This is a genomic window from Pseudomonas sp. BNK-7, from assembly GCF_048072025.1.
Taxonomy (GTDB): domain Bacteria; phylum Pseudomonadota; class Gammaproteobacteria; order Pseudomonadales; family Pseudomonadaceae; genus Aquipseudomonas; species Aquipseudomonas danubii.
In genome coordinates this window covers 2024448-2050557 of sequence record NZ_CP182252.1, presented here as the reverse complement: position 1 = coordinate 2050557, position 26110 = coordinate 2024448, and the positions used below count along the sequence as shown (strand labels likewise).

General features: G+C 61.6%; 21 protein-coding genes. 15 read left to right on the top strand and 6 right to left on the bottom strand.

All coding sequences use genetic code 11. The annotated features are described in order from the left end of the window. Positions 1–58: 58 nt before the first annotated feature. From ACMGF8_RS09435 to ACMGF8_RS09400, 8 genes are all read left to right on the top strand, one after another. Positions 59–1684, top strand: coding sequence for an ABC transporter substrate-binding protein (locus ACMGF8_RS09435; protein WP_102861123.1), 1626 nt, complete (start codon positions 59–61; stop codon positions 1682–1684). Between the two features lie 307 nt (positions 1685–1991). Continuing rightward, on the top strand, positions 1992–3578 hold the full coding sequence (locus tag ACMGF8_RS09430; RefSeq protein ID WP_416759390.1) for an ABC transporter substrate-binding protein: 1587 nt from the start codon (positions 1992–1994) through the stop codon (positions 3576–3578). Positions 3579–3744: 166 nt separating this feature from the next. Beyond that, positions 3745–5151, top strand: a complete 1407-nt coding sequence (locus ACMGF8_RS09425; RefSeq protein ID WP_102861121.1) for an OprD family porin — start codon at positions 3745–3747, stop codon at positions 5149–5151. A gap of 78 nt (positions 5152–5229) precedes the next feature. Then, the gene (locus tag ACMGF8_RS09420; RefSeq protein ID WP_102861120.1) at positions 5230–6825 is read left to right on the top strand and encodes an ABC transporter substrate-binding protein; all 1596 of its coding nucleotides are present in this window, start codon (positions 5230–5232) and stop codon (positions 6823–6825) included. Between the two features lie 73 nt (positions 6826–6898). Then, on the top strand, positions 6899–7909 hold the full coding sequence (locus tag ACMGF8_RS09415; RefSeq protein ID WP_102861119.1) for an ABC transporter permease subunit: 1011 nt from the start codon (positions 6899–6901) through the stop codon (positions 7907–7909). Positions 7910–7920: 11 nt separating this feature from the next. Then, on the top strand, positions 7921–8832 hold the full coding sequence (locus ACMGF8_RS09410; protein WP_011059232.1) for an ABC transporter permease subunit: 912 nt from the start codon (positions 7921–7923) through the stop codon (positions 8830–8832). Positions 8833–8842: 10 nt separating this feature from the next. Continuing rightward, the gene (locus ACMGF8_RS09405) at positions 8843–9811 is read left to right on the top strand and encodes an ABC transporter ATP-binding protein (protein WP_102861118.1); all 969 of its coding nucleotides are present in this window, start codon (positions 8843–8845) and stop codon (positions 9809–9811) included. Then, positions 9811–10782: a peptide ABC transporter ATP-binding protein gene (locus ACMGF8_RS09400; protein WP_102861117.1), complete on the top strand. Its 972-nt coding sequence runs from the start codon at positions 9811–9813 to the stop codon at positions 10780–10782. Before ACMGF8_RS09405 ends, ACMGF8_RS09400 begins: the two co-directional genes overlap by 1 nt. A gap of 106 nt (positions 10783–10888) precedes the next feature. Here ACMGF8_RS09400 and ACMGF8_RS09395 read toward each other — a convergent pair whose 3' ends face one another. Beyond that, the gene (locus ACMGF8_RS09395; protein WP_205413460.1) at positions 10889–11134 is read right to left on the bottom strand and encodes a hypothetical protein; all 246 of its coding nucleotides are present in this window, start codon (positions 11132–11134) and stop codon (positions 10889–10891) included. A gap of 335 nt (positions 11135–11469) precedes the next feature. Next, a complete protein-coding gene (locus tag ACMGF8_RS09390; protein WP_102861115.1) occupies positions 11470–13053 on the bottom strand; it encodes a peptide chain release factor 3 in 1584 nt (527 codons plus the stop codon). Between the two features lie 349 nt (positions 13054–13402). Between ACMGF8_RS09390 and ACMGF8_RS09385 the strand changes: the two genes are divergently transcribed. The 5 genes from ACMGF8_RS09385 to ACMGF8_RS09365 all read left to right on the top strand — a co-directional run bounded on the left by ACMGF8_RS09385 (position 13403) and on the right by ACMGF8_RS09365 (position 18679). Continuing rightward, the gene (locus ACMGF8_RS09385) at positions 13403–14119 is read left to right on the top strand and encodes an ABC transporter permease (protein ID WP_102861114.1); all 717 of its coding nucleotides are present in this window, start codon (positions 13403–13405) and stop codon (positions 14117–14119) included. A 24-nt stretch (positions 14120–14143) separates the two neighbouring features. Continuing rightward, positions 14144–15040, top strand: a complete 897-nt coding sequence (locus ACMGF8_RS09380) for a glycine betaine ABC transporter substrate-binding protein (RefSeq protein WP_115581598.1) — start codon at positions 14144–14146, stop codon at positions 15038–15040. A gap of 15 nt (positions 15041–15055) precedes the next feature. Beyond that, positions 15056–15709 (top strand): ABC transporter permease, encoded by a 654-nt coding sequence (locus ACMGF8_RS09375; RefSeq protein WP_102861112.1) that lies wholly within the window; start codon positions 15056–15058, stop codon positions 15707–15709. Further along, entirely contained in the window at positions 15706–16863 is a 1158-nt protein-coding gene (locus ACMGF8_RS09370) for a betaine/proline/choline family ABC transporter ATP-binding protein (protein WP_102861111.1), read from the top strand. Before ACMGF8_RS09375 ends, ACMGF8_RS09370 begins: the two co-directional genes overlap by 4 nt. 652 nt (positions 16864–17515) lie before the next feature. Then, positions 17516–18679, top strand: coding sequence for a type III PLP-dependent enzyme (locus ACMGF8_RS09365; protein WP_102861110.1), 1164 nt, complete (start codon positions 17516–17518; stop codon positions 18677–18679). A gap of 84 nt (positions 18680–18763) precedes the next feature. Here the strand turns inward: ACMGF8_RS09365 and ACMGF8_RS09360 are convergent, their stop codons facing one another. The 4 genes from ACMGF8_RS09360 to ACMGF8_RS09345 are packed head-to-tail and all read right to left on the bottom strand — an operon-like array spanning position 18764 to position 20826. Then, positions 18764–19042: a type II toxin-antitoxin system RelE/ParE family toxin gene (locus tag ACMGF8_RS09360; protein ID WP_305948972.1), complete on the bottom strand. Its 279-nt coding sequence runs from the start codon at positions 19040–19042 to the stop codon at positions 18764–18766. Next, complete coding sequence (locus ACMGF8_RS09355) at positions 19039–19302, bottom strand: CopG family ribbon-helix-helix protein (RefSeq protein WP_083236103.1); 264 nt, start codon at positions 19300–19302, stop codon at positions 19039–19041. The genes ACMGF8_RS09360 and ACMGF8_RS09355 overlap by 4 nt, the downstream gene beginning before the upstream one ends. A 54-nt stretch (positions 19303–19356) precedes the next feature. Then, positions 19357–20142, bottom strand: a complete 786-nt coding sequence (locus tag ACMGF8_RS09350) for a tetratricopeptide repeat protein (RefSeq protein WP_416759383.1) — start codon at positions 20140–20142, stop codon at positions 19357–19359. Between the two features lie 3 nt (positions 20143–20145). Further along, positions 20146–20826: a Fe2+-dependent dioxygenase gene (locus ACMGF8_RS09345; protein ID WP_060842472.1), complete on the bottom strand. Its 681-nt coding sequence runs from the start codon at positions 20824–20826 to the stop codon at positions 20146–20148. 207 nt (positions 20827–21033) lie between these two features. Between ACMGF8_RS09345 and ACMGF8_RS09340 the strand changes: the two genes are divergently transcribed. Next, positions 21034–23328, top strand: coding sequence for a TonB-dependent receptor (locus ACMGF8_RS09340; RefSeq protein ID WP_416759380.1), 2295 nt, complete (start codon positions 21034–21036; stop codon positions 23326–23328). A 155-nt stretch (positions 23329–23483) separates the two neighbouring features. Further along, positions 23484–26015: a PepSY domain-containing protein gene (locus ACMGF8_RS09335; protein WP_102861105.1), complete on the top strand. Its 2532-nt coding sequence runs from the start codon at positions 23484–23486 to the stop codon at positions 26013–26015. The last annotated feature ends 95 nt before the right edge of the window (positions 26016–26110 follow it).

Below are 26110 nucleotides of genomic sequence, written 5' to 3'. Positions count from 1 at the left end.
GGGTCGACTCACAAGGTCGCCCTCTACACCAAAAATGACAACAAATCATGAGGCCACCATGTTCAAAAAAGCAGTCCTTCCGTTTTTAGTCAGTGCCGGCTTGCTGGCCAGCACCCCCTTCGCCCACGCGGCGACTAACCTGGTGTTCTGCTCTGAAGGGAGCCCGGCCGGTTTCGACCCTGGCCAGTACACCACCGGAACCGACTTCGACGCCTCAGCCGAAACCCTCTACAACCGCCTCAGCCAGTTCGAACGTGGCGGCACCGCAGTCATTCCGGGCCTGGCCACCAGTTGGGACATCTCGGACGACGGTCTGACCTACACCTTCCACCTGCGCGAAGGGGTCAAGTTCCACACCACGCCGTACTTCACCCCGACCCGGACCTTCAACGCCGACGACGTGCTGTTCACCTTCAACCGCATGATCGACAAGGACATGCCGTTCCGTAAGGCATACCCGACCGAATTCCCGTATTTCACCGACATGGGGATGGACACCAACATCACCAAGGTCGAGAAAGTCGACGACAAGACCGTCAAGTTCACCCTGAAAACCGTTGATGCCGCATTCATCCAGAACCTGGCCATGAGCTTTGCCTCCATCCAGTCCGCCGAGTACGCCGACAAGCTGCTCAAGGAAGGCAAGACCAGCGATATCAACCAGAAGCCGATCGGCACAGGTCCCTTCGTTTTCAAGAGCTACCAAAAAGACTCCAACATCCGCTACACCGGCAACAAGGACTACTGGAAACCTGAAGACGTGAAGATCGACAACCTGATCTTCGCCATCACCACCGACCCATCGGTGCGCATCCAGAAGCTGAAGAAAAACGAATGCCAGATCACCCTCTTCCCGCGCCCGGCCGACCTCAAGGCGCTCAAGGAAGACAAGACCCTGAAGATGCCTGAACAGGCAGGCTTCAACCTGGGCTACATCGCCTACAACGTGATGCCGGTGCTCAAGGGCCGCACCGACGCCAACCCGCTGGCTGACCTCAAGGTTCGCCAGGCACTGGACATGGCCGTCAACAAGCCGCAGATCATCGACTCGGTCTACCAGGGCGCCGGCCAACTGGCGGTCAACGCCATGCCGCCGACCCAATGGTCCTACGACACCAGCATCAAGGACGCCCAGTACGATCCCGAGAAAGCCAAGCAGTTGCTCAAGGAAGCGGGCATCAAGGAAGGCACCCAGATCACCCTCTGGGCCATGCCGGTACAGCGTCCGTACAACCCGAACGCCAAACTGATGGCCGAGATGCTGCAGTCCGACTGGGCCAAGATCGGTCTCAAGGTCAACATCGTCAGCTACGAGTGGGGCGAGTACATCAAGCGCTCCAAAGGCGGCGAGAACCAGGCGATGATCATCGGCTGGAGCGGCGACAATGGTGATCCCGACAACTGGCTCGGCACCCTGTTCGGCTGCGATGCAATGAACGGCAACAACTTCTCGAAATGGTGCGACAAGCCTTATGACGCCCTGATCAAGCAAGCCAAGGCCACGTCGGATGTGGCCAAACGCACCGAGCTGTACAAGCAGGCGCAACACATTCTCAAAGATGCCGTTCCGATGACACCTATCGCTCACTCGACGGTGTTCCAACCCATGCGCGCCAACGTGCAGGATTTCAAGATCAGCCCCTTTGGCTTGAACTCTTTCTACGGCGTAGGCATCGGCAAATAAGGTTCTGCAACGGCGACGTCCCTGGCGTCGCCGTTGTTTTACCGCCCCCCCTGAAAGCGTCCGGCCCTGGGGTCGAGATTGCGTCCTTTTGGACGTGATCTTTCGAATTTAGAGCCGATTCCTACAAGCCTTTCAGGTACAGCGCATATACGACCCAGCCTTCGGCTCCTAACGTCGAGGCATGGCAAAACTGCGTCTATCGGTGGGCATTTGCTGCAGCCATGGTTGGGCATCAATGGCCTGTACAGGCTCCAGGAAGGAGCCAGGGTCCATTGATCATCACAACAAAAAATGGAGATGGACCGTCATGCGTCATTCGTTGATTTTCTCGGCCCTGCTGGCCACCAGTTCGATCTGCAGCGCTGCCGACCGCAGCCTGGTGTTCTGTTCCGAAGGCAGCCCCGCAGGCTTTGACACCGCGCAGTACACCACCGCCACCGACAACGATGCCGCCGAGCCGTTGTACAACCGCCTCGTGGAGTTCGAAAAAGACGCAACCAACGTACTGCCGGCCCTGGCCAAGAGCTGGGATATTTCCGAGGACGGCCTCAAGTACAGCTTTCACCTGCGTGAAGGGGTGAAATTCCACAGCACTCCCTACTTCAAGCCCAGCCGTGACCTCAACGCCGACGACGTGCTGTTCACCTTCAATCGCATGCTCGACGCCGAACATCCGTTCCGTAAGGCTTATCCGACGGAGTTTCCCTACTTCAACGGCATGAGCCTGAACAAGAACATCGCCAAGGTCGAAAAAACCGACCCCATGACCGTGGTCATGACCCTCAACACCGTGGACGCGGCGTTCATCCAGAACCTGGCCATGAGCTTTGCCGCGATCCTCTCCGCCGAATACGCCGAGCAACTGCTCAAGGCCGGCAAGCCCAGCCAGATCAACCAGCAACCCATCGGCACCGGACCGTTCGTGTTCCAGCGCTACCAGAAAGACTCGCAGATTCGCTACGCCGCCAACCCGCATTACTGGGACCCGAGCCGGGTCAAGCTCGACAGGCTGATCTTCGCCATCAACACCGATGCCTCGGTACGCGTGCAGAAGCTGCGCGCCGGCGAATGCCAGGTGACCCTGCACCCGCGTCCCGCCGACATCGATGCCCTGAAAAACGACCCGAAACTGCAAGTCATCGAGAAGCCCGGCTTCAACCTCGGCTACATCGCCTACAACGTGCAACACAAACCCTTCGACCGCCTCGAAGTGCGCCAGGCACTGGACATGGCGGTGAACAAGCAGAGCATCCTCAATGCCGTGTACCAGGGCGCCGGCCAGTTGGCGGTGAACGCCATGCCGCCCACCCAGTGGTCCTACGACGAGACGATCAAGGACGCTGCCTACAACCCGGAAAAGGCCCGCGAGTTGCTCAAGGCTGCCGGGGTCAAGGAAGGCACGGAAATCACCCTCTGGGCCATGCCCGTGCAACGCCCCTACAACCCCAACGCCAAGCTGATGGCCGAAATGCTCCAGTCCGACTGGGCGAAGATCGGCCTCAAGGTGAAGATCGTCAGCTACGAATGGGGCGAATACATCAAGCGCACCAAAAACGGCGAACACGACATCAGCCTGATCGGCTGGACCGGAGACAACGGTGACCCGGACAACTGGCTCGGCACCCTGTACAGCTGTGACGCCATCGGCGGCAACAACTACTCCATGTGGTGCGACCCGCAATACGACCAGTTGATCAAGCAAGCCAAGGTCGTCACCGACCGTGAACAGCGCACCGAGCTCTATAAGCAGGCCCAGCAGTTGCTCAAGCAGCAAGTGCCGATCACGCCTGTTGCCCACTCGACGATCAACCAGCCGTTGAGTGCGAAAGTCGAGGGTTTCAAGGTCAGTCCCTTCGGCCGCAACTCCTTCTCAGGTGTCAGCCTGACCCCATAACCGATGAGCCAGAACCCTGAGGGCGACTCTCGCCCTCACGCAGGCGCTTTGCCTGAATTCGGCGATTGAGCCGCGTGCAAACGTTTGCGATGCCATGAATGAGTTCCAAAAACCAGCCGGCCCAAAAAAACCGGCATCTAAAAAAGAAAACAAAGGAGCTTCACCCATGAAACTGAGCAGCAGCGCATTGTTAGCCTTGGCTATCAGTAGCATCACCGCCACGGCCTATGCGGAGAACGTCAGCCAGGACTTCGTCCCGACTGTACAGAACAGCACCAATGCCCAGGCGGAGGCCAAAGGCTTCATCGAAGGGCAAAGCCTGTCGGGTACCACCCGCAACTGGTACGCCAACGAGCTGAAACGGCGCAATGACCGTTTTTCGTACCAACACAATGGTGTAGATACCTCGACCCCACGCCGCATCAACTGGGTCCAGGGCACCATCCTCAACTACAGCTCCGGCTTCACCGAAGGCACCGTGGGCGTCAGCACCGAAGTCGCGGCCTACAACGCCATTGCCCTGGATCGTGACCGCAAGCACATCGCCGGCAAGAACAACCGCACCCTGACCCATTCCGACGGCGATGCCGTGGGCCAGTGGAGCAAGCTGGGCCTGGCCAACGTCAAGTTCCGCGTGTCCAACACCACCCTGACCGCCGGCCGGCAGAACTTCAGCACGCCAATCGTCGATGTCATCGGCAACCGTGCACTGCCTTCGAGCTTTGAAGGGGTGAGCATCCACAGCGAAGAGTTCAACAACCTGTCGTTCGATGCCGGCACCTTCGACCGGGTATCGCCACGGACCGAACAGAGCCTGTCGAAATTCCGCTCCGAGTACACCAGCAACACCGCCGAGACCGACCGCGTGAGCATCGTCGGCCTCAACTACCAGCCGCTGAAAAGCCTGAAGACCAGCCTCTACGCCTCCAAGGTGGAAGACTTCTGGAACCAGTACTACTTCGGCGCCACCCACGAGCTGGGCGACAGCTCGGTGCTGAGCCTGACCACCGGCCTGAACTACTACAAGACCGTCGACACCGGCAAGAAAGAGATGGGCAATATCGACAACGATACCTACTCCCTGTCTCTCGGCCTGACCCACCAGGCCCATAGCCTGACCTTCTCGTACCAGGAAGTCAGCGGCAACGAATACTTCGACTACCTGCACGAAACCAACGGCATCTACCTGGCCAACTCCCTGCTCTCGGACTTCAACGGCCCGAACGAGAAATCCTTCCAGATCGCCTACGGTCTGAACATGGCCGAATATGGCGTGCCCGGCCTGAAGTTCAACATCTACCAGGCCCGTGGCTGGGGCATCGACGGCACCCACTACAACGGCAGTGCCTACGGCGGTATCAACTCGGAAGGCAAGCTCTATGGCGTACGCACCATGGACGGCGAACACCACTACGAATACGGCATCGGTGCTTCCTACGCCGTGCAGAGCGGCCCGCTGAAAGCCACGGCGATCCGCGCCACCTACACCACTCACCGCGCGAGCGAGAACCAGGCCGACGGCAACATCAATGAATTCCGTCTGGTCACCACCATCCCGTTCAATATTCTCTAACCCACCAGTTGAATGGCGGACTCATGACGAATCCGCCATTCAAGCTAATCTGGTTCAATTGATTGCAGAGGGTTCTTGATGAAAATGCTTCCCCTGAGAGCGGCCATGGGCGCCGCACTGCTGAGCGTCGCCATGGGCGTCGCAGCCAAACCCTTGGTGGTCTGTACCGAAGCCAGCCCGGAAGGCTTCGATATGGTCCAGTACACGACTGCAGTCACTGCCGATGCGGTGGCGGAAACCATCTTCAACCGCCTGGTGGACTTCAAGCCCGGCACAACGGACATCCAGCCCGCCCTGGCGGAGTCCTGGGAGATCAGCCCGGACGGCCTGCAATACACTTTCCACCTGCGCAAAGGCGTCAAGTTCCACACCACCGACTACTTCACCCCAACCCGCGACATGAACGCCGACGACGTGCTCTGGAGCTTCCAGCGTCAACTGGACCCGAAGCATCCCTGGCATGACAAGTCCAGCGTCGGCTTCCCCTACTTCGAGAGCATGGGGTTCAAGGAACTGCTCAAAAGCGTCGAGAAGATCGACGATCACACCGTGGTCTTCACCCTGACCCGCCGCGAGGCACCGTTCCTGGCCGACATCGCCATGGCCTTCTCTTCCATTTTCCCGGCGGAATACGCCGACAAGCTGCTCAAGGAAGGCAAGACCGGCGACCTCAACAGCAAGCCCATCGGCACCGGCCCGTTCATTTTCACGCGTTACGCCAAGGACGCTCAGGTCCGTTTCAAGGCCAACCCGGACTACTTCCGCGGCAAGCCACCGGCGGACCCGCTGGTGCTGGCGATCACCATCGACAACAACGTGCGCCTGCAGAAGCTCAAGGCCAACGAATGCCAGATCGCGCTGTACCCCAAGCCCGATGACATCCCCAGCATCAAGGCCGACGCCAACCTCAAGGTCGACGAGCTGGCCGCCATGACCACCGGCTACATCGCCATGAACACCACGCGCAAATACATGAGCGACGTGCGGGTACGCAAAGCCATCGACATCGCCTTCGACAAAGAAGCCTACGTCAACAGCCTCTACGGCAAAGGCAACGCCCTGGTGGGTACCGGCCCTTATCCTCCGACCTTGCTGGGCTTCAATACCAGCTTGCAGAACCCGGCCCGGGACCTGGACAAGGCCCGTGCCCTGCTCAAGGAAGCCGGCGTGCCGGAGGGCACGGTCATCACCCTGTTCACCCGCAATGGCGGTGGCCCAACCAACCCCAACCCTTTGCTGGGGGCCCAGATGATGCAGGCTGACCTGGCCAAGATCGGCCTCAAGCTCGAGATCCGCGTCATGGAGTGGGGCGAGATGCTCAAGCGTGCGAAAAACGGCGAACACGATATGGTGTCGGCCGGCTGGGCAGGTGACAACGGCGATCCGGACAACTTCCTGACCCCGAACCTGAGTTGTGACGCCGCCAAGAACGGCGAAAACTACGCCCGCTGGTGCAACAAGGAGTTCCAGGACCTGATCGACCAGGCCCGTTCCGACGCTGAACCTGCCAAACGCGCAGAGCTCTACGAAAAGGCGTTGCTGATTTTCCAACAGGATCAACCGTGGATTCCCATGGCCTATCCGAAAATGTTCACCGCCATGCGCAAGAACGTCGAGGGTTACCACCAGAGCCCCCTGACCACCAACAACTTCGCGACCACCCAAGTGAAGTGATAAGAAACGCCCGCCGCCCTTGACCCCAAGGGCGGCGGGAACGCCTAACCGGCTGATTGAGGTACTTCAGAAGATGTTTAGTTTTATTGCCCGCCGTGTGGGGTTGTTGATCCCCACATTCTTCGGCATCACCTTGCTGACCTTCGCCTTGATACGCATGATTCCCGGCGACCCCGTGGAAGTCATGATGGGCGAACGTCGGGTCGACCCCGAGATGCATGCCCAGGCAATGGAACGCCTTGGATTGAACAAACCGCTGTATGCCCAATACCTGGACTACATCGGCAAGCTCGCCCACGGTGACCTGGGCGAATCCCTGCGCACCCGCACCAGTGTGTGGAGCGAATTCACTTCGCTGTTCCCCGCGACCCTGGAACTGTCCATGGCCGCCCTGCTGTTCGCCGGCATCCTCGGGCTGCTGGCCGGGGTAATCGCCGCCCTCAAGCGAGGCTCCCTGTTCGACCATGGGGTCATGGGCATCTCGCTGGCGGGTTACTCGATGCCGATCTTCTGGTGGGGCCTGATCCTGATCATGTTCTTCTCGGTGAGCCTGGGCTGGACCCCGGTGTCCGGACGCATCGACCTGCTCTACGACATCGAGCCGAAAACCGGCTTCATGCTCATCGACACCCTGCTGGCCAAAGACACCGACGCCTTCTTCGACGCCCTGCATCACCTGATCCTGCCGGCCATCGTGCTGGGCACCATTCCCCTGGCGGTGATCGCGCGGATGACTCGCTCCTCGATGCTCGAAGTACTGCGTGAAGACTACATCCGCACCGCCAAGGCCAAGGGCCTGTCGCCGGCCCGGGTGGTATTCGTCCACGGCCTGCGCAACGCACTGATTCCGGTACTGACCGTGGTCGGCCTGCAAGTCGGCACCCTGCTGGCCGGCGCCGTGCTGACCGAAACCATCTTCTCCTGGCCGGGAATCGGCAAGTGGCTGATCGAAGCCATCGGCGCCCGGGACTATCCCGTGGTGCAGAACGGCATCCTGCTGATCGCCTGCCTGGTGATCATGGTCAACTTCGTGGTGGACATCCTCTACGGCTTTGCCAATCCACGCATCCGTCACCAGCGCTGAGATCAAGACTAATGAGCACTCCAACTTCCTCAGTAGCAGTCGATCAAAGCCTGCTCTATCCGTCGGTCTACAAAGAATTCTGGCAGCACTTTTCCCGCAACAAGGGGGCGGTGGCCGGCCTGCTGTTCATGCTGCTGATCGTGTTCTGCGCACTGTTCGCCCCTTGGGTGGCGCCGCACAACCCCAGCGAGCAGTACCGCGACTTCCTGCTGACGCCGCCGGCCTGGCTCGAAGGCGGGCAGATGCAGTTCCTGCTGGGCACCGACGAACTGGGCCGCGACTTGCTGTCGCGCCTGATCCAGGGTTCGCGCCTGTCGTTGCTGATCGGTTTGTCGTCGGTGGTGATGTCGCTGATCCCGGGCATCCTCCTGGGGCTGTTCGCCGGTTTCTTCCCGCGCTTGCTGGGCCCGACCATCATGCGCCTGATGGACATCATGCTGGCCCTGCCTTCGCTGCTGCTGGCCGTGGCCATCGTCGCCATCCTCGGCCCAGGCCTGATCAACACCGTGATCGCCATTGCCGTGGTGTCCCTGCCGTCCTATGTGCGCCTGACCCGTGCCGCGGTGATGGGCGAACTGAACCGCGACTACGTGACCGCCGCGCGCCTGGCCGGTGCCGGCCTGCCGCGCCTGATGTTCATCACCGTGCTGCCCAATTGCATGGCGCCACTGATCGTCCAGGCCACCTTGAGCTTCTCCTCAGCGATCCTCGACGCCGCCGCCCTGGGCTTCCTCGGCCTGGGCGTGCAACCGCCGACTCCAGAGTGGGGCACCATGCTGGCCTCGGCCCGGGACTACATCGAACGTGCCTGGTGGGTCGTGAGCCTGCCGGGTCTGACCATTTTGCTCAGCGTGCTGGCAATCAACCTGATGGGCGACGGCCTGCGCGATGCGCTGGACCCGAAACTCAAGAACGCCGCCTGAGGAGATTCCCATGTCATTGCTAGAAATCAAGAATCTCAACGTACGCTTCGGCGATGCCACGGCGGTGCCAGTGGTGGACGGCCTCGACCTCAAGGTCGACAAGGGCGAAGTGCTGGCCATCGTCGGCGAGTCCGGCTCCGGCAAATCGGTGACCATGATGGCGCTGATGGGGCTGATCGAGCACCCCGGTATCGTCACCGCCGATGCCTTGAGCTTCGACGGCCGCGACATGCTCAAGCTCAGCGCCCGCCAGCGCCGGCAGATCGTCGGCAAGGACCTGGCCATGGTCTTCCAGGACCCGATGACCGCGCTCAACCCCAGCTACACCGTGGGCTTCCAGATCGAGGAAGTGCTGCGCCTGCACCTGAAGATGTCCGCCAAGGCCGCGCGCAAGCGCGCCATCGAGCTGCTGGAAAAGGTCGAGATTCCCGGCGCTGCCAGCCGCATGGACGCCTACCCGCACCAGCTCTCCGGTGGCATGAGCCAGCGGGTGGCGATCGCCATGGCGATTGCCGGCGAACCCAAGCTGCTGATCGCCGACGAACCCACCACCGCTCTGGACGTGACCATCCAGGCGCAGATCATGGACCTGCTGCTCAACCTGCAGAAAGAGCAGAACATGGGCCTGGTGCTGATCACCCACGACCTGGCCGTGGTGGCCGAAACCGCCCAGCGCGTCTGCGTGATGTACGCCGGGCAAGCCGTGGAAGTCGGCCAGGTACCGCAGCTGTTCGACATCCCCGCGCACCCTTACAGCGAAGCGCTGCTGGCGGCAATTCCCGAGCACAGCCTGGGCGCCACCCGCCTCTCGACTCTGCCGGGTATCGTCCCCGGGCGTTATGACCGCCCACAAGGCTGCCTGCTGTCGCCGCGCTGCCCCTACGCTCAGGACAACTGCCGTCAGCAACGCCCCAGCCTCGACCCGAAAGCCGCCAGCCTGGTGCGCTGCTTCTACCCGCTCAATCAGGAGGTGGCGTAATGGCCGTCGTTCTTACCGCCCGCGACCTGACCCGTCACTACGAAGTGTCCCGAGGCCTGTTCAAGGGCCACGCCACCGTGCGCGCCCTCAACGGCGTGTCCTTTGAACTGGAAGCCGGCAAGACCCTGGCCGTGGTCGGCGAGTCCGGCTGTGGCAAGTCCACCCTGGCCCGGGCCCTGACCCTGATCGAGGAACCCTCTTCCGGCTCGCTGAAAATCGCCGGCCAGGAAGTGGCCGGCGCCGACAAGGCGCAGCGCAAGCAACTGCGCAAAGACGTGCAGATGGTGTTCCAGAGCCCTTATGCCTCGCTCAACCCACGGCAGAAGATTGGCGATCAACTGGCCGAGCCGCTCTTGATCAACACCAAGCTGTCCGCCGCCGAACGCCGGGAAAAAGTCCAGGCGATGATGAAGCAGGTGGGCCTGCGCCCCGAGCATTACCAGCGCTACCCGCACATGTTCTCCGGCGGCCAGCGCCAGCGCATTGCCCTGGCCCGGGCGATGATGCTGCAACCCAAGGTGCTGGTGGCGGATGAGCCAACCTCGGCCCTGGACGTGTCGATCCAGGCCCAGGTGCTGAACCTGTTCATGGACCTGCAGCAGGAATTCAACACCGCCTACGTGTTCATCTCCCACAACCTGGCAGTGGTGCGTCACGTCGCCGACCAGGTGCTGGTGATGTACCTCGGCCGGCCGGTGGAAATGGGTCCCAAGGAGGACATCTACACCCGCCCGCTGCACCCCTACACCCAGGCGCTGCTGTCGGCGACCCCGACCATTCATCCGGACCCGGACAAGCCGAAGATCAAGATCGTCGGTGAATTGCCCAACCCGCTGAACCCGCCACCCGGCTGTGCCTTCCACAAGCGCTGCCCCTACGCCACCGAGCGTTGCAGCACGCAAGAGCCGGCCCTGCGTCAGCTCGACAGCCGCCAGGTGGCTTGCCACTACGCCGAGCAGTTTGTGGTTTAAGCGGACATGAAAAAGGCGCTCCCGAAACACTCTGGGAGCGCCTGTACAGTGTTCCACTCGCCCCTGGCAATGGATTGCGCATCAGTCCGTGGCCAGGGGTTTTCTTTTAGCTCTGGCTGTCACCCTCGTCGTCATCGTCGGTGGTCTGATCGTCATCGCCCGAACTGCCTCCCTGCCCTTCATCCCCCGGCTCCGACTCGGACTTGGCGAGCATCTGTTCCGGTTCGCCTATGGTCGACGAAAAGCCCGGCTCCTTGACCTCCAGCAGATTGTGAGCCCAGGCCGCCGAGGTTCCGAGCGACAGCATCACCAGCACTTTGATCAGCAACAGCGTGCGTTGAAAAATATTCATAGCCGATTCCATCCTTCACAGGTGAATCATCAAAGGCTGCGCCCAACCTTGCGAAGGTCACAGCACTGTCTGAAACCTAGTCCCGATATCCCGGCTTTTCCAGATAGCAGGCTATCGACAGCCAAACCTGCCGGGCCCTTCCGACTAACGGCGCTCCCTGAAATACACCACAACCCGTAGGAGCCGGCTTGCCGGCGAAGAGGCCCGCAAGCCATGCACCGCCGCGTCCGCCGCCTTCGCTGGCAAGCCAGCTCCTACGGGGCGGCGGGCCTATCCTGCGCGCAATAAAAAGCCCCGCTGTCTGCACAGCGGGGCTTGGGGTGTTACAGGCGAACTTAGTGGTGTTCGCGGGTGGCGCGGAATTTCACGTCCGGCCAGCGCTCTTCCATCAGCGCCAGGTTGACCCGGGTCGGTGCCAGGTAAGTCAGGTGACCACCGCCGTCCAAAGCCAGGTTTTCCACCGCCTTGTTGGAAAACTCTTCCAGCTTCTTCTTGTCGCTGCAGTCGATCCAACGGGCGGACCACACGGTGATCGGCTCATAGGAACACTCCACCTTGTATTCCTCCTTCAGGCGGCTGGCCACCACATCGAACTGCAGCACACCGACGGCGCCGAGGATGATGTCGTTGCTGCGCTCCGGGAAGAACACCTGGGTCGCGCCTTCTTCGGCCAGCTGTTGCAGGCCCTGGCGCAGTTGCTTGGACTTGAGCGGGTCCTTCAGGCGCACGCGGCGGAAGAGTTCCGGAGCGAAGTGCGGGATACCGGTGAAGCCCAGGGCCTCGCCTTCGGTGAAGGTGTCGCCGATCTGGATGGTGCCGTGGTTGTGCAGGCCGATGATGTCGCCAGCGTAGGCCTCTTCCAGCTGTTCACGCTCGGAGGAGAAAAAGGTCAGGGCGTCGCCGATGCGCACGTCCTTGCCGGTGCGCACGTGACGCATCTTCATGCCCTTCTCGTACTTGCCCGAGCAGATGCGCATGAAGGCGATACGGTCGCGGTGCTTGGGGTCCATGTTCGCCTGGATCTTGAACACGAAACCGCTGAATTTTTCTTCCTGGGGCGCGACGCTGCGCTCGTTGGCAACACGAGCCAGCGGCAGTGGCGCCCAGTCCACTACGGCATCGAGCACGTGATCGACACCGAAGTTGCCCAGGGCGGTACCGAAGAACACCGGGGTCAACTGGCCGTCGAGGAACTCCTGCTGGTTGAACTCGTGGCAGGCACCCTGCACCAGTTCCAACTGCTCGATGAAACGCTCGTACTCGTCACCCAGGTGGGCGCGGGCTTCGTCGGAGTCGAGTTTCTCGATGATCTTGGTTTCGGTACGTTCGTGGCCGTGGCCCGGGGTGTAGACGATGATGTAGTCGCCCGCCAGGTGGTACACACCCTTGAAGTCGCGGTAGCAACCGATCGGCCAGGTGATAGGCGCGGCCTTGATCTTCAGCACCGCTTCGATTTCGTCCAGCAGCTCGATCGGGTCGCGAATATCGCGGTCGAGTTTGTTGATGAAGCTGACGATGGGCGTATCCCGCAGGCGGCAGACGTCCATCAGGGCGATGGTCCGGGGCTCAACGCCCTTACCGCCATCGAGCACCATCAGCGCCGAGTCCACGGCAGTCAGAGTGCGATAGGTATCTTCCGAGAAGTCTTCGTGGCCCGGGGTGTCCAGCAGGTTGATCATGTGTTCGCGATAGGGGAACTGCATGACCGACGTGGTAATGGAAATACCGCGCTGCTTCTCCATCTCCATCCAGTCGGAAGTGGCATGGCGATCGGACTTACGCGATTTGACCGTACCCGCCACTGCAATCGCCTTGCCCATCAGCAAGAGCTTTTCGGTGATGGTGGTCTTACCCGCATCCGGGTGGGAAATAATGGCGAAAGTGCGGCGTTTCGCGACTTCGGCGGCCTGGTTGGTCATGGGAAATCGCCTGGCGGTGATCAAAAAAGGGCGCAGATTATAGCCCAGACAAAGCCGCGCGGGCCACCGCTGCCCCCGTCGCCCAGGCCACCGCGCGGCAGATAAACGGTGGCTAAATGCTGCCAAGTATGGAACCTTTTAAAACGTGGAGACGTCCACTCCCCTGTCACGCGCTGTCGTCAGGGGCTGAAATATCAGCACGTTAGCTTGACGAAGCTGCGCTCATGGCTCGTTCACCCGCCGCTTTGCCGGCACTCGACGAGCTGCTTTTCGCGCGTACTTTCGCGGCAGCCAGGAATGGCCTTGCCACACGGGAAAGTGCCCGCCGACTGAAAAAAGGAGTCCGCCTGTGGCTATTCGCTATGGCAAAGGGCTGATAGGAGGGGTTGCGGTCATCGCCCTCCTGGCCCTGCTGGTCCACTGGATCGGCATCACGACGATCGAACACTACCGCGACGATCTGTTGTTCTACCTGCAAGCTCATCTGTTCCTGGTCCTGGCGTCCATGCTCGCCGCACTGCTGGTGGGCATCCCCGCCGGCATCTTCCTCAGCCGCCCGAGCATGGTCGGACGCGCCGAACGCTTCATGCAAGTGTTCAACATCGGTAACACCGTCCCCCCTCTGGCCGTCCTGGCCATCGCCCTGGGGATTCTCGGCATCGGCAGTGGCCCGGCCATCTTCGCGTTGTTCCTCGCCTCCTTGCTGCCCATCGTGCGTAACACCTACGAAGGCCTGAAAAACGTCCAGGGTTCCCTCAAGGAAGCCGCGGTCGGCATCGGCATGACGCCGCGCCAGGTGCTGTGGAAAGTCGAATTGCCCAATGCCGTGCCGATCATCATCGGTGGCGTGCGGGTGGCCCTGGCGATCAACGTCGGCACCGCGCCCCTGGCCTTCCTGATCGGCGCCAACAGCCTGGGCAGCCTGATCTTCCCCGGCATCGCCCTGAACAATCAGCCGCAATTGCTGCTCGGCGCCGCCTGCACTGCGCTGCTGGCCTTGCTCCTCGACGGCCTGGTCACCCTGGCCAGCCGCCTCTGGCTGGAACGTGGTCTGCGCCCGTCCTAAGTCCGTAAGCGCCAAGGAATGAACATGAAAAAAACAAGCCTGATACTCGGCTGCATCCTGCTTTTCGCTGGATGGGTGCAAGCCGCGGAAAAACCACTGATCCGCATTGGTGCCCGGGTCTTCACCGAACAGACTCTGCTGGCGGAAATCACCTCCCAGTACCTGCGCAGCAAGGGTTACGACACCCGCGTCACCGGCGGCCTGGGCAGCAACCTGGCGCGCAGCGCCCAGGAAAGCGGCCAGCTGGACCTGATCTGGGAATACACCGGGGTCTCGCTGGTGGCCTACAACCACATCGACGAGAAACTCGACAGCCAGCAGTCCTACGCCCGAGTCAAAGAACTCGACGCGAAAAAAGGCCTGGTCTGGTTGGCGCCGTCCAAGTTCAGCAATACCTACGCCCTGGCCCTGCCGGAGAACGTGGCCAAGGAACATCCGCAGATCAACAGCATCAGCGACCTGACCCGAGCCCTGGCCGAAAACTCCAAGGAAAACCGCCTGGTGGCCCTGGACACCGAGTTCGCCAACCGCTCCGACGGCCTGGCCGGCATGGTCAAGCTGTACGACATGAACCTGACCCGCAAGAACACCCGGCAGATGGATGCCGGCCTGGTCTACACCGCCTTGCGCAATGGCCAGGTATTTGCCGGTTTGGTCTACACCACCGACGGTCGGCTCAACGCCTTCAAGCTCAAGCTGCTGCAAGACGACAAGCATTACTTCCCGGACTACACCGCCGCCCCCGTGGTGCGTCAGGCGTATCTCGACGCCCACCCGCAATTGGCGGCGGACCTCAAGCCGCTGGCGGCACTGTTCGACGACGAAACCATGCGCCAGCTGAACGCGCGGGTCGACGTCGACCATGAAAGCCCTTCCGCCGTGGCCGCAGATTTCCTGCGCCAGCATCCGATCAACCACTGATAGAGAGGAGAAGACATGGAATTCTTGAACGCCTTTTCCCATCTCGATTGGGCCCAGGTCCTGCACCTGACCTGGCAGCACATCACCCTGGTGGGCATCGCCGTGACCCTGGCGATTGTCTTCGGTGTGCCCCTGGGCATCCTGATGACCCGCTTCCCGACCCTGGCCGGCCCGCTGCAGGCCAGCGCCACGGTGTTGCTGACCATCCCTTCCATCGCCCTGTTCGGCCTGCTGCTGCCGTTCTACTCCAAGTTCGGCCAGGGCCTGGGGCCGCTGCCGGCCATCACGGCGGTGTTCCTCTATTCCCTGCTGCCGATCATGCGCAACACCTACCTGGCGCTGACCGGCGTCGAGCCGGGCATCCGCGAAGCCGCCCGCGGCATCGGCATGACCTTCGGCCAGCGCCTGCGCATGGTCGAACTGCCGATCGCGGTGCCGGTGATCCTCGCCGGGGTGCGCACCGCCGTGGTGATGAACATCGGCGTCATGACCATCGCCGCCACCATTGGCGCCGGCGGCCTGGGCGTACTCATTCTTGCTTCCATCAGCCGCAGCGACATGTCGATGCTGATCGTCGGCGCGCTACTGGTCAGTCTCCTGGCCATCTTCGCCGACCTGCTTCTGCAATGGCTGCAACGCTCGCTGACACCAAAAGGACTGCTCAAATGATCGAACTTCAAAAGCTGACCAAGACCTTCCAAAGCAACGGCAAGACCATCACCGCCGTTGACTCCGTAAGCCTGACCGTCAATGAAGGCGAAATTTGCGTATTCCTCGGCCCTTCGGGCTGCGGCAAAAGCACCACGCTGAAGATGATCAACCGCCTGATCAAACCCACCTCGGGCAAGATCCTGATCAACGGCGAAGACACCACCGACCTCGACGAAGTCACCCTGCGCCGCAACATCGGCTACGTGATCCAGCAGATCGGCCTGTTCCCCAACATGACCATCGAGGAAAACATCGTGGTGGTGCCCAAGCTGCTGGGCTGGGACAAGCAGAAATGCCACGACCGTGCCCGCGAGCTGATGAGCATGATCAAGCTGGAGCCCAAGCAGTACCTGCACCGCTATCCGCGGGAACTCTCCGGCGGCCAGCAGCAGCGCATCGGGGTGATCCGCGCCCTGGCGGCGGACGCACCGCTACTGCTGATGGACGAGCCCTTCGGCGCGGTGGACCCGATCAACCGCGAGATGATCCAGAACGAGTTCTTCGAGATGCAGCGCGCGCTGAACAAGACCGTGATCATGGTCAGCCACGACATCGACGAAGCCATCAAGCTGGGTGACAAGATCGCCATCTTCCGCGCCGGCAAGCTGCTGCAGATCGATCACCCAGACACCTTGCTCGCCCACCCGGCGGACGACTTCGTCAGCAACTTCGTCGGCCAGGACAGCACCCTCAAGCGCCTGTTGCTGGTCAAGGCCGAAGACGCGGCAGACAACGCCCCATCGGTCAGCCCGGAAACCCCGGTAGCCGAGGCCCTGGACCTGATGGACGAACATGACCGCCGCTACGTGGTGGTGACCTGCGCCGAGAACAAGGCCCTGGGTTATGTACGTCGTCGCGACCTGCATCGTCAGACCGGCACCTGCGCCCAGTTCCTGCGGGAGTTCAACGCCACCGCCGCCTACGACGAACACCTGCGGATTCTTCTGTCGCGCATGTACGAGTTCAACCGTTCATGGCTGCCGGTGCTGGATGCCGAGCGGGTATTTCTCGGTGAGGTGACCCAGGAATCCATTGCGGCCTACCTGAGCTCCGGGCGTTCGCGGGGGATGAAGACCAACATCGTCTCGCCGGCTGAGGCAGTGGTCGCCTGATCAATAAATAGCCAATAACGAACCTATGGCGAGGGCGCTTGCTGCCCCGGGGCCGTGCAGCGGCCCCTCTTTGCCAAAAAGAGTGGAACTGCTGCGCAGTTCACCGGGAGCAAGCGCCCTCGCCACTGGTTTTTCGGCCCACTTACATGGCGGAAAAAAATATCAACAGCCGCCCCCACAAACGCCGTCAGGCGATACCTCCCGAAACAGCCAAGATCCCCCTCTGACCAGCCTGTCGTCGCTAACGTCGCCGATGTTGACGCCTTCATACTTTCCAGACACTTGGCGCGCAACAGCGTCGAACGTGCAGGTATTTTTAACACCTGGAAAATCTTCGGGAACATCTGTCCGTCATCTGTGTCGGCTACAAAGAGAGGTGTCGTTTACGCACGTCAGACAAGTGCAAAAACGCGACATTTTTTGTTGATCTCAGGCCCCTCACCACCTAAAGTTCGCGCCGAACGTCCATGCTGGAAACGATCCATCCGGCTCAAGTACTGACGACGAGACAGCAAGGCCAAGGGAAACTTTCCCATGGCCTTTTTGCTTTCGGCGACATGCCTTGGGAAGTAGGCGAACCAAAGTGGGGATACGGAGGACGTTCATTTGCACCCATTGATTTCTAACGTTTGCCAGTAGGAGCTCCCAACGCATGTCGATTAACGTCGAAGACTATTTTGCGCGCGAAACCTTTCAGAAAATGAAGGCGTTCGCCGACCAGCAAGAAACCCCGTTCGTGGTCATCGACACCCAGATGATCGCCCAGGCCTATGACGACCTGCGTGCCGGTTTCGAATTCGCCAAGGTCTACTACGCGGTCAAGGCCAACCCGGCCGCCGAGATCATCGACCTGCTGCACGAAAAAGGCTCCAGCTTCGACATCGCCTCGATCTACGAGCTGGACAAAGTGCTGGGCCGCGGCGTCAACCCGGCCAACATCAGCTACGGCAACACCATCAAGAAATCCAAGGACATCCGCTACTTCTATGAGAAGGGCGTGCGTCTGTATGCCACCGACTCCGAAGCCGACCTGCGCAACATCGCCAAGGCCGCCCCGGGTTCGAAAGTCTATGTGCGCATCCTCACCGAAGGCTCCACCACAGCCGACTGGCCACTGTCGCGCAAATTCGGCTGCCAGACCGACATGGCCATGGACCTGCTGATCCTCGCCCGCGACCTGGGCCTGGTGCCTTACGGCGTGTCGTTCCACGTAGGTTCGCAACAGCGCGACATCAGCGTCTGGGACGCGGCGATCGCCAAGGTCAAAGTGATCTTCGAACGCCTGAAGGAAGAAGACGGCATCGAGCTCAAACTGATCAACATGGGCGGTGGCTTCCCGGCCAACTACATCACCCGTACCAACAGCCTGGAAACCTACGCCGAGGAAATCATCCGTTTCCTCAAGGAAGACTTCGGCGACGAGCTGCCGGAAATCATCCTCGAGCCTGGCCGTTCGCTGATTGCCAACGCCGGCATCCTGGTCAGCGAAGTGGTGCTGGTGGCGCGTAAATCCCGCACCGCCGTCGAGCGCTGGGTCTACACCGACGTGGGCAAGTTCTCCGGCCTGATCGAAACCATGGACGAGTCGATCAAGTTCCCGATCTGGACCGAGAAGAAAGGCGAAGTGGAAGAAGTGGTGATCGCCGGCCCAACTTGCGACAGCGCCGACATCATGTACGAGAACTACAAGTACGGCCTGCCGCTGAACCTGGCCATCGGCGACCGCCTGTACTGGCTGTCCACCGGCGCCTACACCACCAGCTACAGCGCGGTGGAATTCAACGGCTTTCCGCCGCTGAAGGCGTTTTACCTGTAAGGACAGTGGCTAGCTGCTAGCAGCAAGCTGCAAGAAAAAGCCCATGACGTGTCATGGGCTTTTTTATGCGTGCGATTCAGTGGCTCAACGATCTTCCCGGACATGCCAAATACGCAGGATGGACAAGGCCATGCCTTGAATCTCATAACACACCTCGTAATGCCCCACCAGCAACCGTCGAACATCCCTCGGCTTGAATTCCTCCAACTGCTCTCCCAATCGAGGGTTAGATAGAAGCGCATCTGGAGCCCGCACGAGGGATTGCACGGTCCGAGCAGCAGCCGAGCGATTAACCTGAGCGAGAAATTCAAACAGCCGAGCCAGATTGAATAGCGCCTTGCTCGTCCATTTCAACTGTCTCATTTTGGTAAAGGCAGGGGGTTGTCGCCAGACAGACTCTCTGCCCAAGCCAGCACTGACTGATGATCGACAACCCTTCCAGCATCGACATCTGCCAAGGCCTCAAGCGTCAGTCGGCGGCGCTCTTCTTCCTGGTCAACCCAGGCCACCAATGCTTGCTTCACGATCCAGGCACGGGAGCGCTCCAGGCGAGAAGCCAGTTGATCGACCTTATCCGCCAGATCCAAGGGAATGTGGGCGGTCAGTACTTTTGTCGCGGGCATGAGGGAGGCCTGCATCAGAATGATTAAAAGCGATTAGCTTTGAATCATAGTGATTTAAGCCAACACAGCTAGCCGCTCTACGTCCCGTTCATCACCCAATTGCGCTGCGCGCCGCTGATAGGCCAGGGCCAGTTCGCGAATCTTTGGATGCGTGGCATTGAGCAACGCAGCGCAAGCCACCCGCAGGAAATTCAGATTGCCGCCAGCTAGCGCCTGCTGCAGCCAATCCACGGCTTCGTCGATACGACCGGCATCGGCCAGCACCGCCGCATAGCTGAACTGTCCACGGAAATCCCCGCCTTCGGCCGAGCGTCGGTACCAGTCACGGGCCGCCTCGGGGTCAGCCGAGCAGACCAGCCCTTCCTCCAGGTAACGCCCCAGCAGGTTCATCGATTTGGCATGCCCCAGCTCTGCCCCACGGCGATAGCAGGCCAGTGCCAGGGCTTGGTTCTGCGCCACACCACGGCCGGTGGCCAGCAGGTTGGCGTAGTTGTACAGCCCCCAGTCCAGCCCCGCTTCGGCGGCCAATCGATAATGCCCGGCAGCGCGGGCGGCATCCGCCGGGCAACCCCACCCGTGCTCATGGCAGCGGCCGAGCATGTTGCGCGCCATCAGGTGCCCACGTCGCGCGGCGATTTCGAACCAGCGCAAGGCCAGGGGTTGATCCTGCTGGATGCCGTGGCCGTCGAGGAGGATCTGTCCCAGCAGCGCCTGGGCCTCCACCAGCCCCTCTCGGGCCGCCACCAATATCGCCTGGGCTGCACGGGCCGGACTCTGTTGGAGCATGGCGCTCAGTTGCGCGCCGTCGAGGACTTCCTCGCGGCGAAGTTGAACAGTCACCGCCTACACCTCGACCCAGCGCCGCAGCAGGTTGTGATAAGTGCCGGTCAGGCGGATCAGCGAAGGATGCTCGGGCACATCCCGGGTCAATTCCTGGATCGCTCCGTCCATCTCGAACAGCAAGGCGCGCTGGCTGTCTTCGCGCACCAGGCTCTGAGTCCAGAAAAAGGAGGCATAGCGAGCGCCGCGGGTCACCGGGTTGACCTTGTGCAGGCTGGTGCCGGGGTACAGCACCATGTCCCCCGCCGGCAGCTTGACCCGCTGCAGGCCGTAGGTGTCCTGAATCTCCAGCTCGCCGCCGTCGTAATCCTCGGGATCACTGAAGAACAGGGTCGACGACAGGTCGGTGCGCACCCGCTCCGCGCTGCCCTTGGGCTGGCGCACGGCGTTGTCGATATGGAAGTCGAAACTGCCGCCGGCGGTGTAGCAGTTGATCAGCGGCGGGAACACCTTGTGCGGCAAGGCGGCGGACATGAACAGCGGGTTCTGCCACAGGCGATCGAGCATCGCCGCGCCGATCTCCTGGGCCAGCGGGTGCCCTTCGGGCAACTGCAGGTTGTGCTTGGCCTTGGCCGACTGGTAACCGGCGGTGATCTTGCCATCCGCCCAGTCCGCCTGCTCCAGGGCTTCGCGGATGCGCCCCACTTCATCACGGGTGAACACGCCGGGGATGTGCAGCAACATGGCCAGGTACCTGAGCAGCGAAAGGTCGTCAATGGTATTGATTCTTATTGACTGTGTAAAACCCGGTGACGAATGAGCGCGCAAAAACCGTAAGGATAAATTGTAAAGATTGTAAATTCAGCGCGAATAGTAACGTTTCGCAATTGATAACGATTGTTTCTTTCCCCTATATTCCGCGACCTCAAATCCTTGGGGAGGGGAACCACCATGTCACGCCAACAACCACCATCCGCTGTCAGTTCACCGCGCCTGCTGGCCTCCGCCATTGGCGTGGCGATTACCGCCGGCTCCGCGGGCCATATGGTCCAGGCCGCGCAAGACACCCAGCAAAAGACGGCGGGCAAGGCCATTGCCCTGGATGCCACCAGCATTACTGGTGAGGCCCAGGACAACACCTCCTACCAAGTGGAAAAGGCTTCGTCGCAGAAGTACACCGCCCCGCTGGTGGATACGCCGCGCTCGGTCACTGTGGTTCCACAGCAAGTCCTCAAGGACACCGCTGCCACCTCCCTGCAAGACGCCTTGCGCACCGTACCGGGCATCACCTTCGGTGCCGGTGAAGGTGGCAACCCTCAAGGTGACCGCCCGTTCATTCGTGGTTTCGACGCCCAGGGCGACACCTATCTCGACGGTGTGCGTGACACCGGCGGCCAGAGCCGCGAGATCTTCGACATCGAAACCATTGAAGTGAGCAAAGGCCCGAACTCCGCCTTTGGTGGGCGTGGCTCGGCAGGCGGCAGCCTGAACCTGACGAGCAAGATGCCCAAGCAACAAGACTTCCTCAATGGCGGCTTCACCTACGGTTCCGACCAGACCCGTCGCTACACCCTGGACGTCAACCGTCAGTTCCTCGAGGGTGCCGCGTTCCGTCTGAACCTGATGAGCCACGAACAGAATGTGGCTGGCCGCGACGCCGTCAATTACGACCGCTGGGGCGTGGCGCCATCGCTGACCTTCGGCCTGGGCACCCCGACCCGAGTCAATGTCAGCTACTACCACATGGAAAGCGACGACCTGCCAGATTCGGGCATTCCGTATGGCTACGGCTCCGCAAGCGCCACGGCCCACGTTCACGACAAACCCAACGACGGTGGCGACAGCAGCAACTTCTACGGCTTGAAGGGCCGTGATTTCCGCAAGACCCGCGCGGACATCAGCACCATCTCCATCGAGCATGACCTGAGCGACAGCATGACGCTGAAAAACACTCTGCGTCACGGCAACACCGGGCAGGACTACATCCTCACCCAGCCGGACGACAGCAAGTTCAACGTCAACCGCTACGGCACCGTATGGCGTCGCGCCAACAGCCGCGTCTCGACCACGGAAACCACCACCAACCAGACCGATCTGTTTGGTGAATTCCACGCATTGGGCTTCAAGCACAATTACTCCACCGGGCTTGAGTTCACGGGCGAAGAAACCCGGGTCAGCAGCTACAACATCGCAGGCAATACTGCCCAGGTATGTAATCCGGGCAACACGCCCAGCTGCACCTCGTTGGGCAACCCGAACCCCAACGACCCTTGGACCGGCAGCATCACCCGTAACTACAACGGCACCAACACCAAGGCCACCAGCCGTGCCGCCTACGTCTTCGACACCATCGAACTGGACCCGCAATGGCTGTTGAACGTCGGCCTGCGCTACGACACCTTCGACACCGTGGCCAACACCAACGCGGTACCCACTGCCACGGTCAAGGCCAGAAGCAAGCTCAAGGACGACAGCCAGTTCTGGAACTGGCAGGCTGGCCTGGTCTGGAAGCCGACCGACAACGGCAGCATCTACGCCTCCTACGCGACCTCGGCCACCCCGGCCGGTGCCCTGGTGGGTGAAGGCGCAGAGGGCAACCCCCTGGCTGCCGGCGCCAGCACCAGCGACCTGCAACCTGAAGAGACGGTCAACTACGAACTGGGTACCAAGTGGAACGTGCTCAACGACCGCCTGTCCCTCACCGCTGCGGTATTTCGCACCGAGAAGAAAAACACCCGGGTCCTGGTGGACGCACTGACCTACCAGAACGCTGGTGAGTCCCGTGTCGATGGCCTGGAGTTGGGCGCCAGCGGCAAGATCACCGACAAATGGCAAGTCTTCGCTGGCTACAGCTACCTCAAGAGCGAGCTGGTCGACCCCGGCTTGACCGGTCGTAACGGCGTGATCACCGCCGGTGCAGCATCGGCCAAAGGCAATGAAATGCCCAACACGCCGAAAAACAGCTTCAGCCTCTGGAGCACCTACGCCATCACCCCGAAACTCACCGTCGGTGGCGGTGCGTTCTACGTCGACGAAGTGTACGGCGACACCGGCAACACCGTGTACGTACCGTCCTACACCCGCTACGACGCCATGGCCAGCTATAAGCTGACCAAGAACGTCGACCTGCAGTTGAACGTGCAGAACCTCACCGACAAGACCTACTACGACAAGGCCTTCGCGGCGCACTTCGCCAACCAGGCCGCCGGCCGTACCGCCCTGATGAGCGCCAACTTCCACTTCTGACCCAGCACCCGACCGCCTGTGGCCCCCGCCACAGGCCGCCAAGCCCCACGCATTGCAATGCCTGGGGCTTTTGCGTGTAAAAAAGAATGCTTCTCGACAACCCACGGCATACTGCGCGCCGTGTTTTCTCTCTCTGGACGAACAAGGCGAGTGACGTGTTGAAGAAAACCCTGTTCCAGCTGCACTGGTTCTTCGGCATCAGCGCGGGGCTGATCCTGGCCCTGATGGGCATCACCGGGGCGACGGTGTCGTTCCAGGACGAGATCCTGCGCGCCCTCAACCCATCGGTGCTGCAAGTCGACAAGCTCCCCGCCGGGGTGCTGCCACCCGCCGAACTGGTGGACAAAATCCAGGCCGCCGAAGGCAAGACCGTGTCCATGCTCTGGGTGGAAACCGACAGCGGCAACGCCGCACGGGTGTTCTTCACCCCGCCGCCGGGGGAACGCCGTGGCCAGATGCGCTACTTCGATCCCTACACCGGCGAGTTCCTGGGCGACGCGGTCGGCCAGGACTTCTTCGGCTTGATGCTGCAGCTGCACCGTTTCCTGGCCATCGGCGACACCGGCCGGCAGATCACCGGCGCCTGCACCCTGATCCTGATCTTCTTCTGCCTGTCCGGCCTGTACCTGCGCTGGCCGCGCCAGGTCGGCAACTGGCGCGTATGGCTGACCCTGGACTGGGCCAAGAAAGGCCGCGGCTTCAACTGGGACCTGCACGCGGTGTTCGGCACCTGGTGCCTGCTGTTCTACCTGCTGTTCGCCCTCACCGGCCTGTACTGGTCCTACGACTGGTACCGGGAGGGCCTGACCAAACTGCTCTCTGACGCGCCACACAGTGAACGCCAGCGCGGCGGTCGCGGTGGCCCACCGCCCAAGGGCCCCGCTCCCGTGGCGGACTACAACGCCCTGTGGAGCAGCCTCTACAGCGCTGCCGGCAAGGACCTCAGCGCCTACAACATCCGCATGCCCGCGGTGGCCGGCCAGCCGGCGACAGTGTTCTACCTGCTCAAGGACTCGCCCCACGATCGAGCGCTGAACCAGCTGACCCTGGACCCCACCACCGGGGTCATCAGCCGTCATGAGCGCTACACCGACAAGAGCCTCAAGGCGCAGTTGCTCACCAGCGTCTACGCCCTGCACGTGGGCAGCTACTTCGGCCTGATCGGACGCATCGTGCTGACCCTGGCTTCATTGAGCATGCCGCTGTTCTTCGTCACCGGCTGGCTGCTGTACCTGGATCGCCGGCGCAAGAAGCGCCAGATCAAGAACGCACGCCAAGGCCTGGAAAGCAGCGCCGACGATGGCTCCGCGTGGCTGATCGGTTTCGCCAGCCAGAGCGGCTTTGCCGAACAATTGGCCTGGCAGACTGCCGGGCAATTGCAAGCCGCTGGGGTCAGCGCCAAGGTCCAGTCGCTGGCCAGCCTCAGCGAACAGGATCTGCGCAGCGCCCAACGCGCGCTGTTCATAGTCAGCACCTTCGGCGACGGCGAAGCCCCAGACAGCGCCCGCGGCTTCGAACGCAAACTGCTGGGCCGCGAGCTACCGCTTGCGGGCTTGCAATACGCCGTGCTCGGCCTCGGCGACCGCCAATATCAGCACTTCTGCGGCTTTGCCCGGCGCCTGCACGACTGGCTGGCGAACCAGGGCGCCAGCACTCTGTTCGCTCCCATCGAAGTGGACAGCGGCGACAGCTACGCCCTGCGCCACTGGCAACAGCAACTGGGCCAACTGACCGGACAGGCTCCCGTGGACCTGTGGCAGGCCCCGGCCTTCGACAACTGGACCTTGAACACCCGTACCCTGCTCAACCCTGAAAGCAGCGGTTCCGGGGTCTACCTGCTGCAGTTGCTGGCCCCCAGTACCAGTAGCTGGCTGGCCGGGGATCTGGTGGAAGTCATGCCACGCAACAGCCGCGGCGCGGTGGCGGACTTCCTCGCCGGCCTGGGCCTCTCCGGCAACACCCCGGTGCAACTGGATGGCCTGCAAGAAAGCCTGGAACAGGCCCTGGGCAGCCGCCAGCTACCAGACAACCGCAGCCATCTGGTGGGGCTACATGCCCAGGCCCTGGTGGACGCACTGGTGCCCCTGAGCATGCGCGAATACTCCATCGCCTCGATTGCCGCCGACGGCTGCCTGGAACTTCTGGTGCGTCAGGAATGCCACCCCGATGGAAGCCTGGGGATTGGTTCCGGCTGGCTCACCGAGCATGCCGCGGTAGGTTCCAGCATCAGCCTGCGGGTGCGCCGCAACAGCGGCTTCCACCTGCCGGCCGAACCTTGCCCGCTGATTCTGCTGGGCAACGGCACCGGGTTGGCGGGCCTGCGCAGCTTGCTCAAGGCACGGATCGCCGAGGGCCAGCAACGCAACTGGCTGATCTTTGGCGAGCGCAACGCCGAACATGATTTCTACTGCAAGGATGAACTGCAGGAATGGCGCACCCGGGGCGACCTGAGCCGCCTGGACCTGGCGTTCTCCCGGGACCAGGCCGAGAAGGTCTACGTCCAGGACCGCCTGCGCCAAGCGGCCGACGAACTGAAAAAATGGCTGGCCGACGGCGCCGCGATCTACATCTGCGGCAGCTTGCAGGGCATGGCTTCAGGGGTGGATCAGGTGCTCAACGAGGTACTGGGCGCAGACCAGGTCGAACGCCTGATCGAACAGGGGCGCTACCGCCGCGACGTCTACTGAGGCGTCAGACACTTCGCCGGCAAGCCGGCTCCTACATCGATCCTGCTGCCCCCTCCGTAGGAGCTGGCTTGCCAGCGAAGGCGCCCGTCAGAACA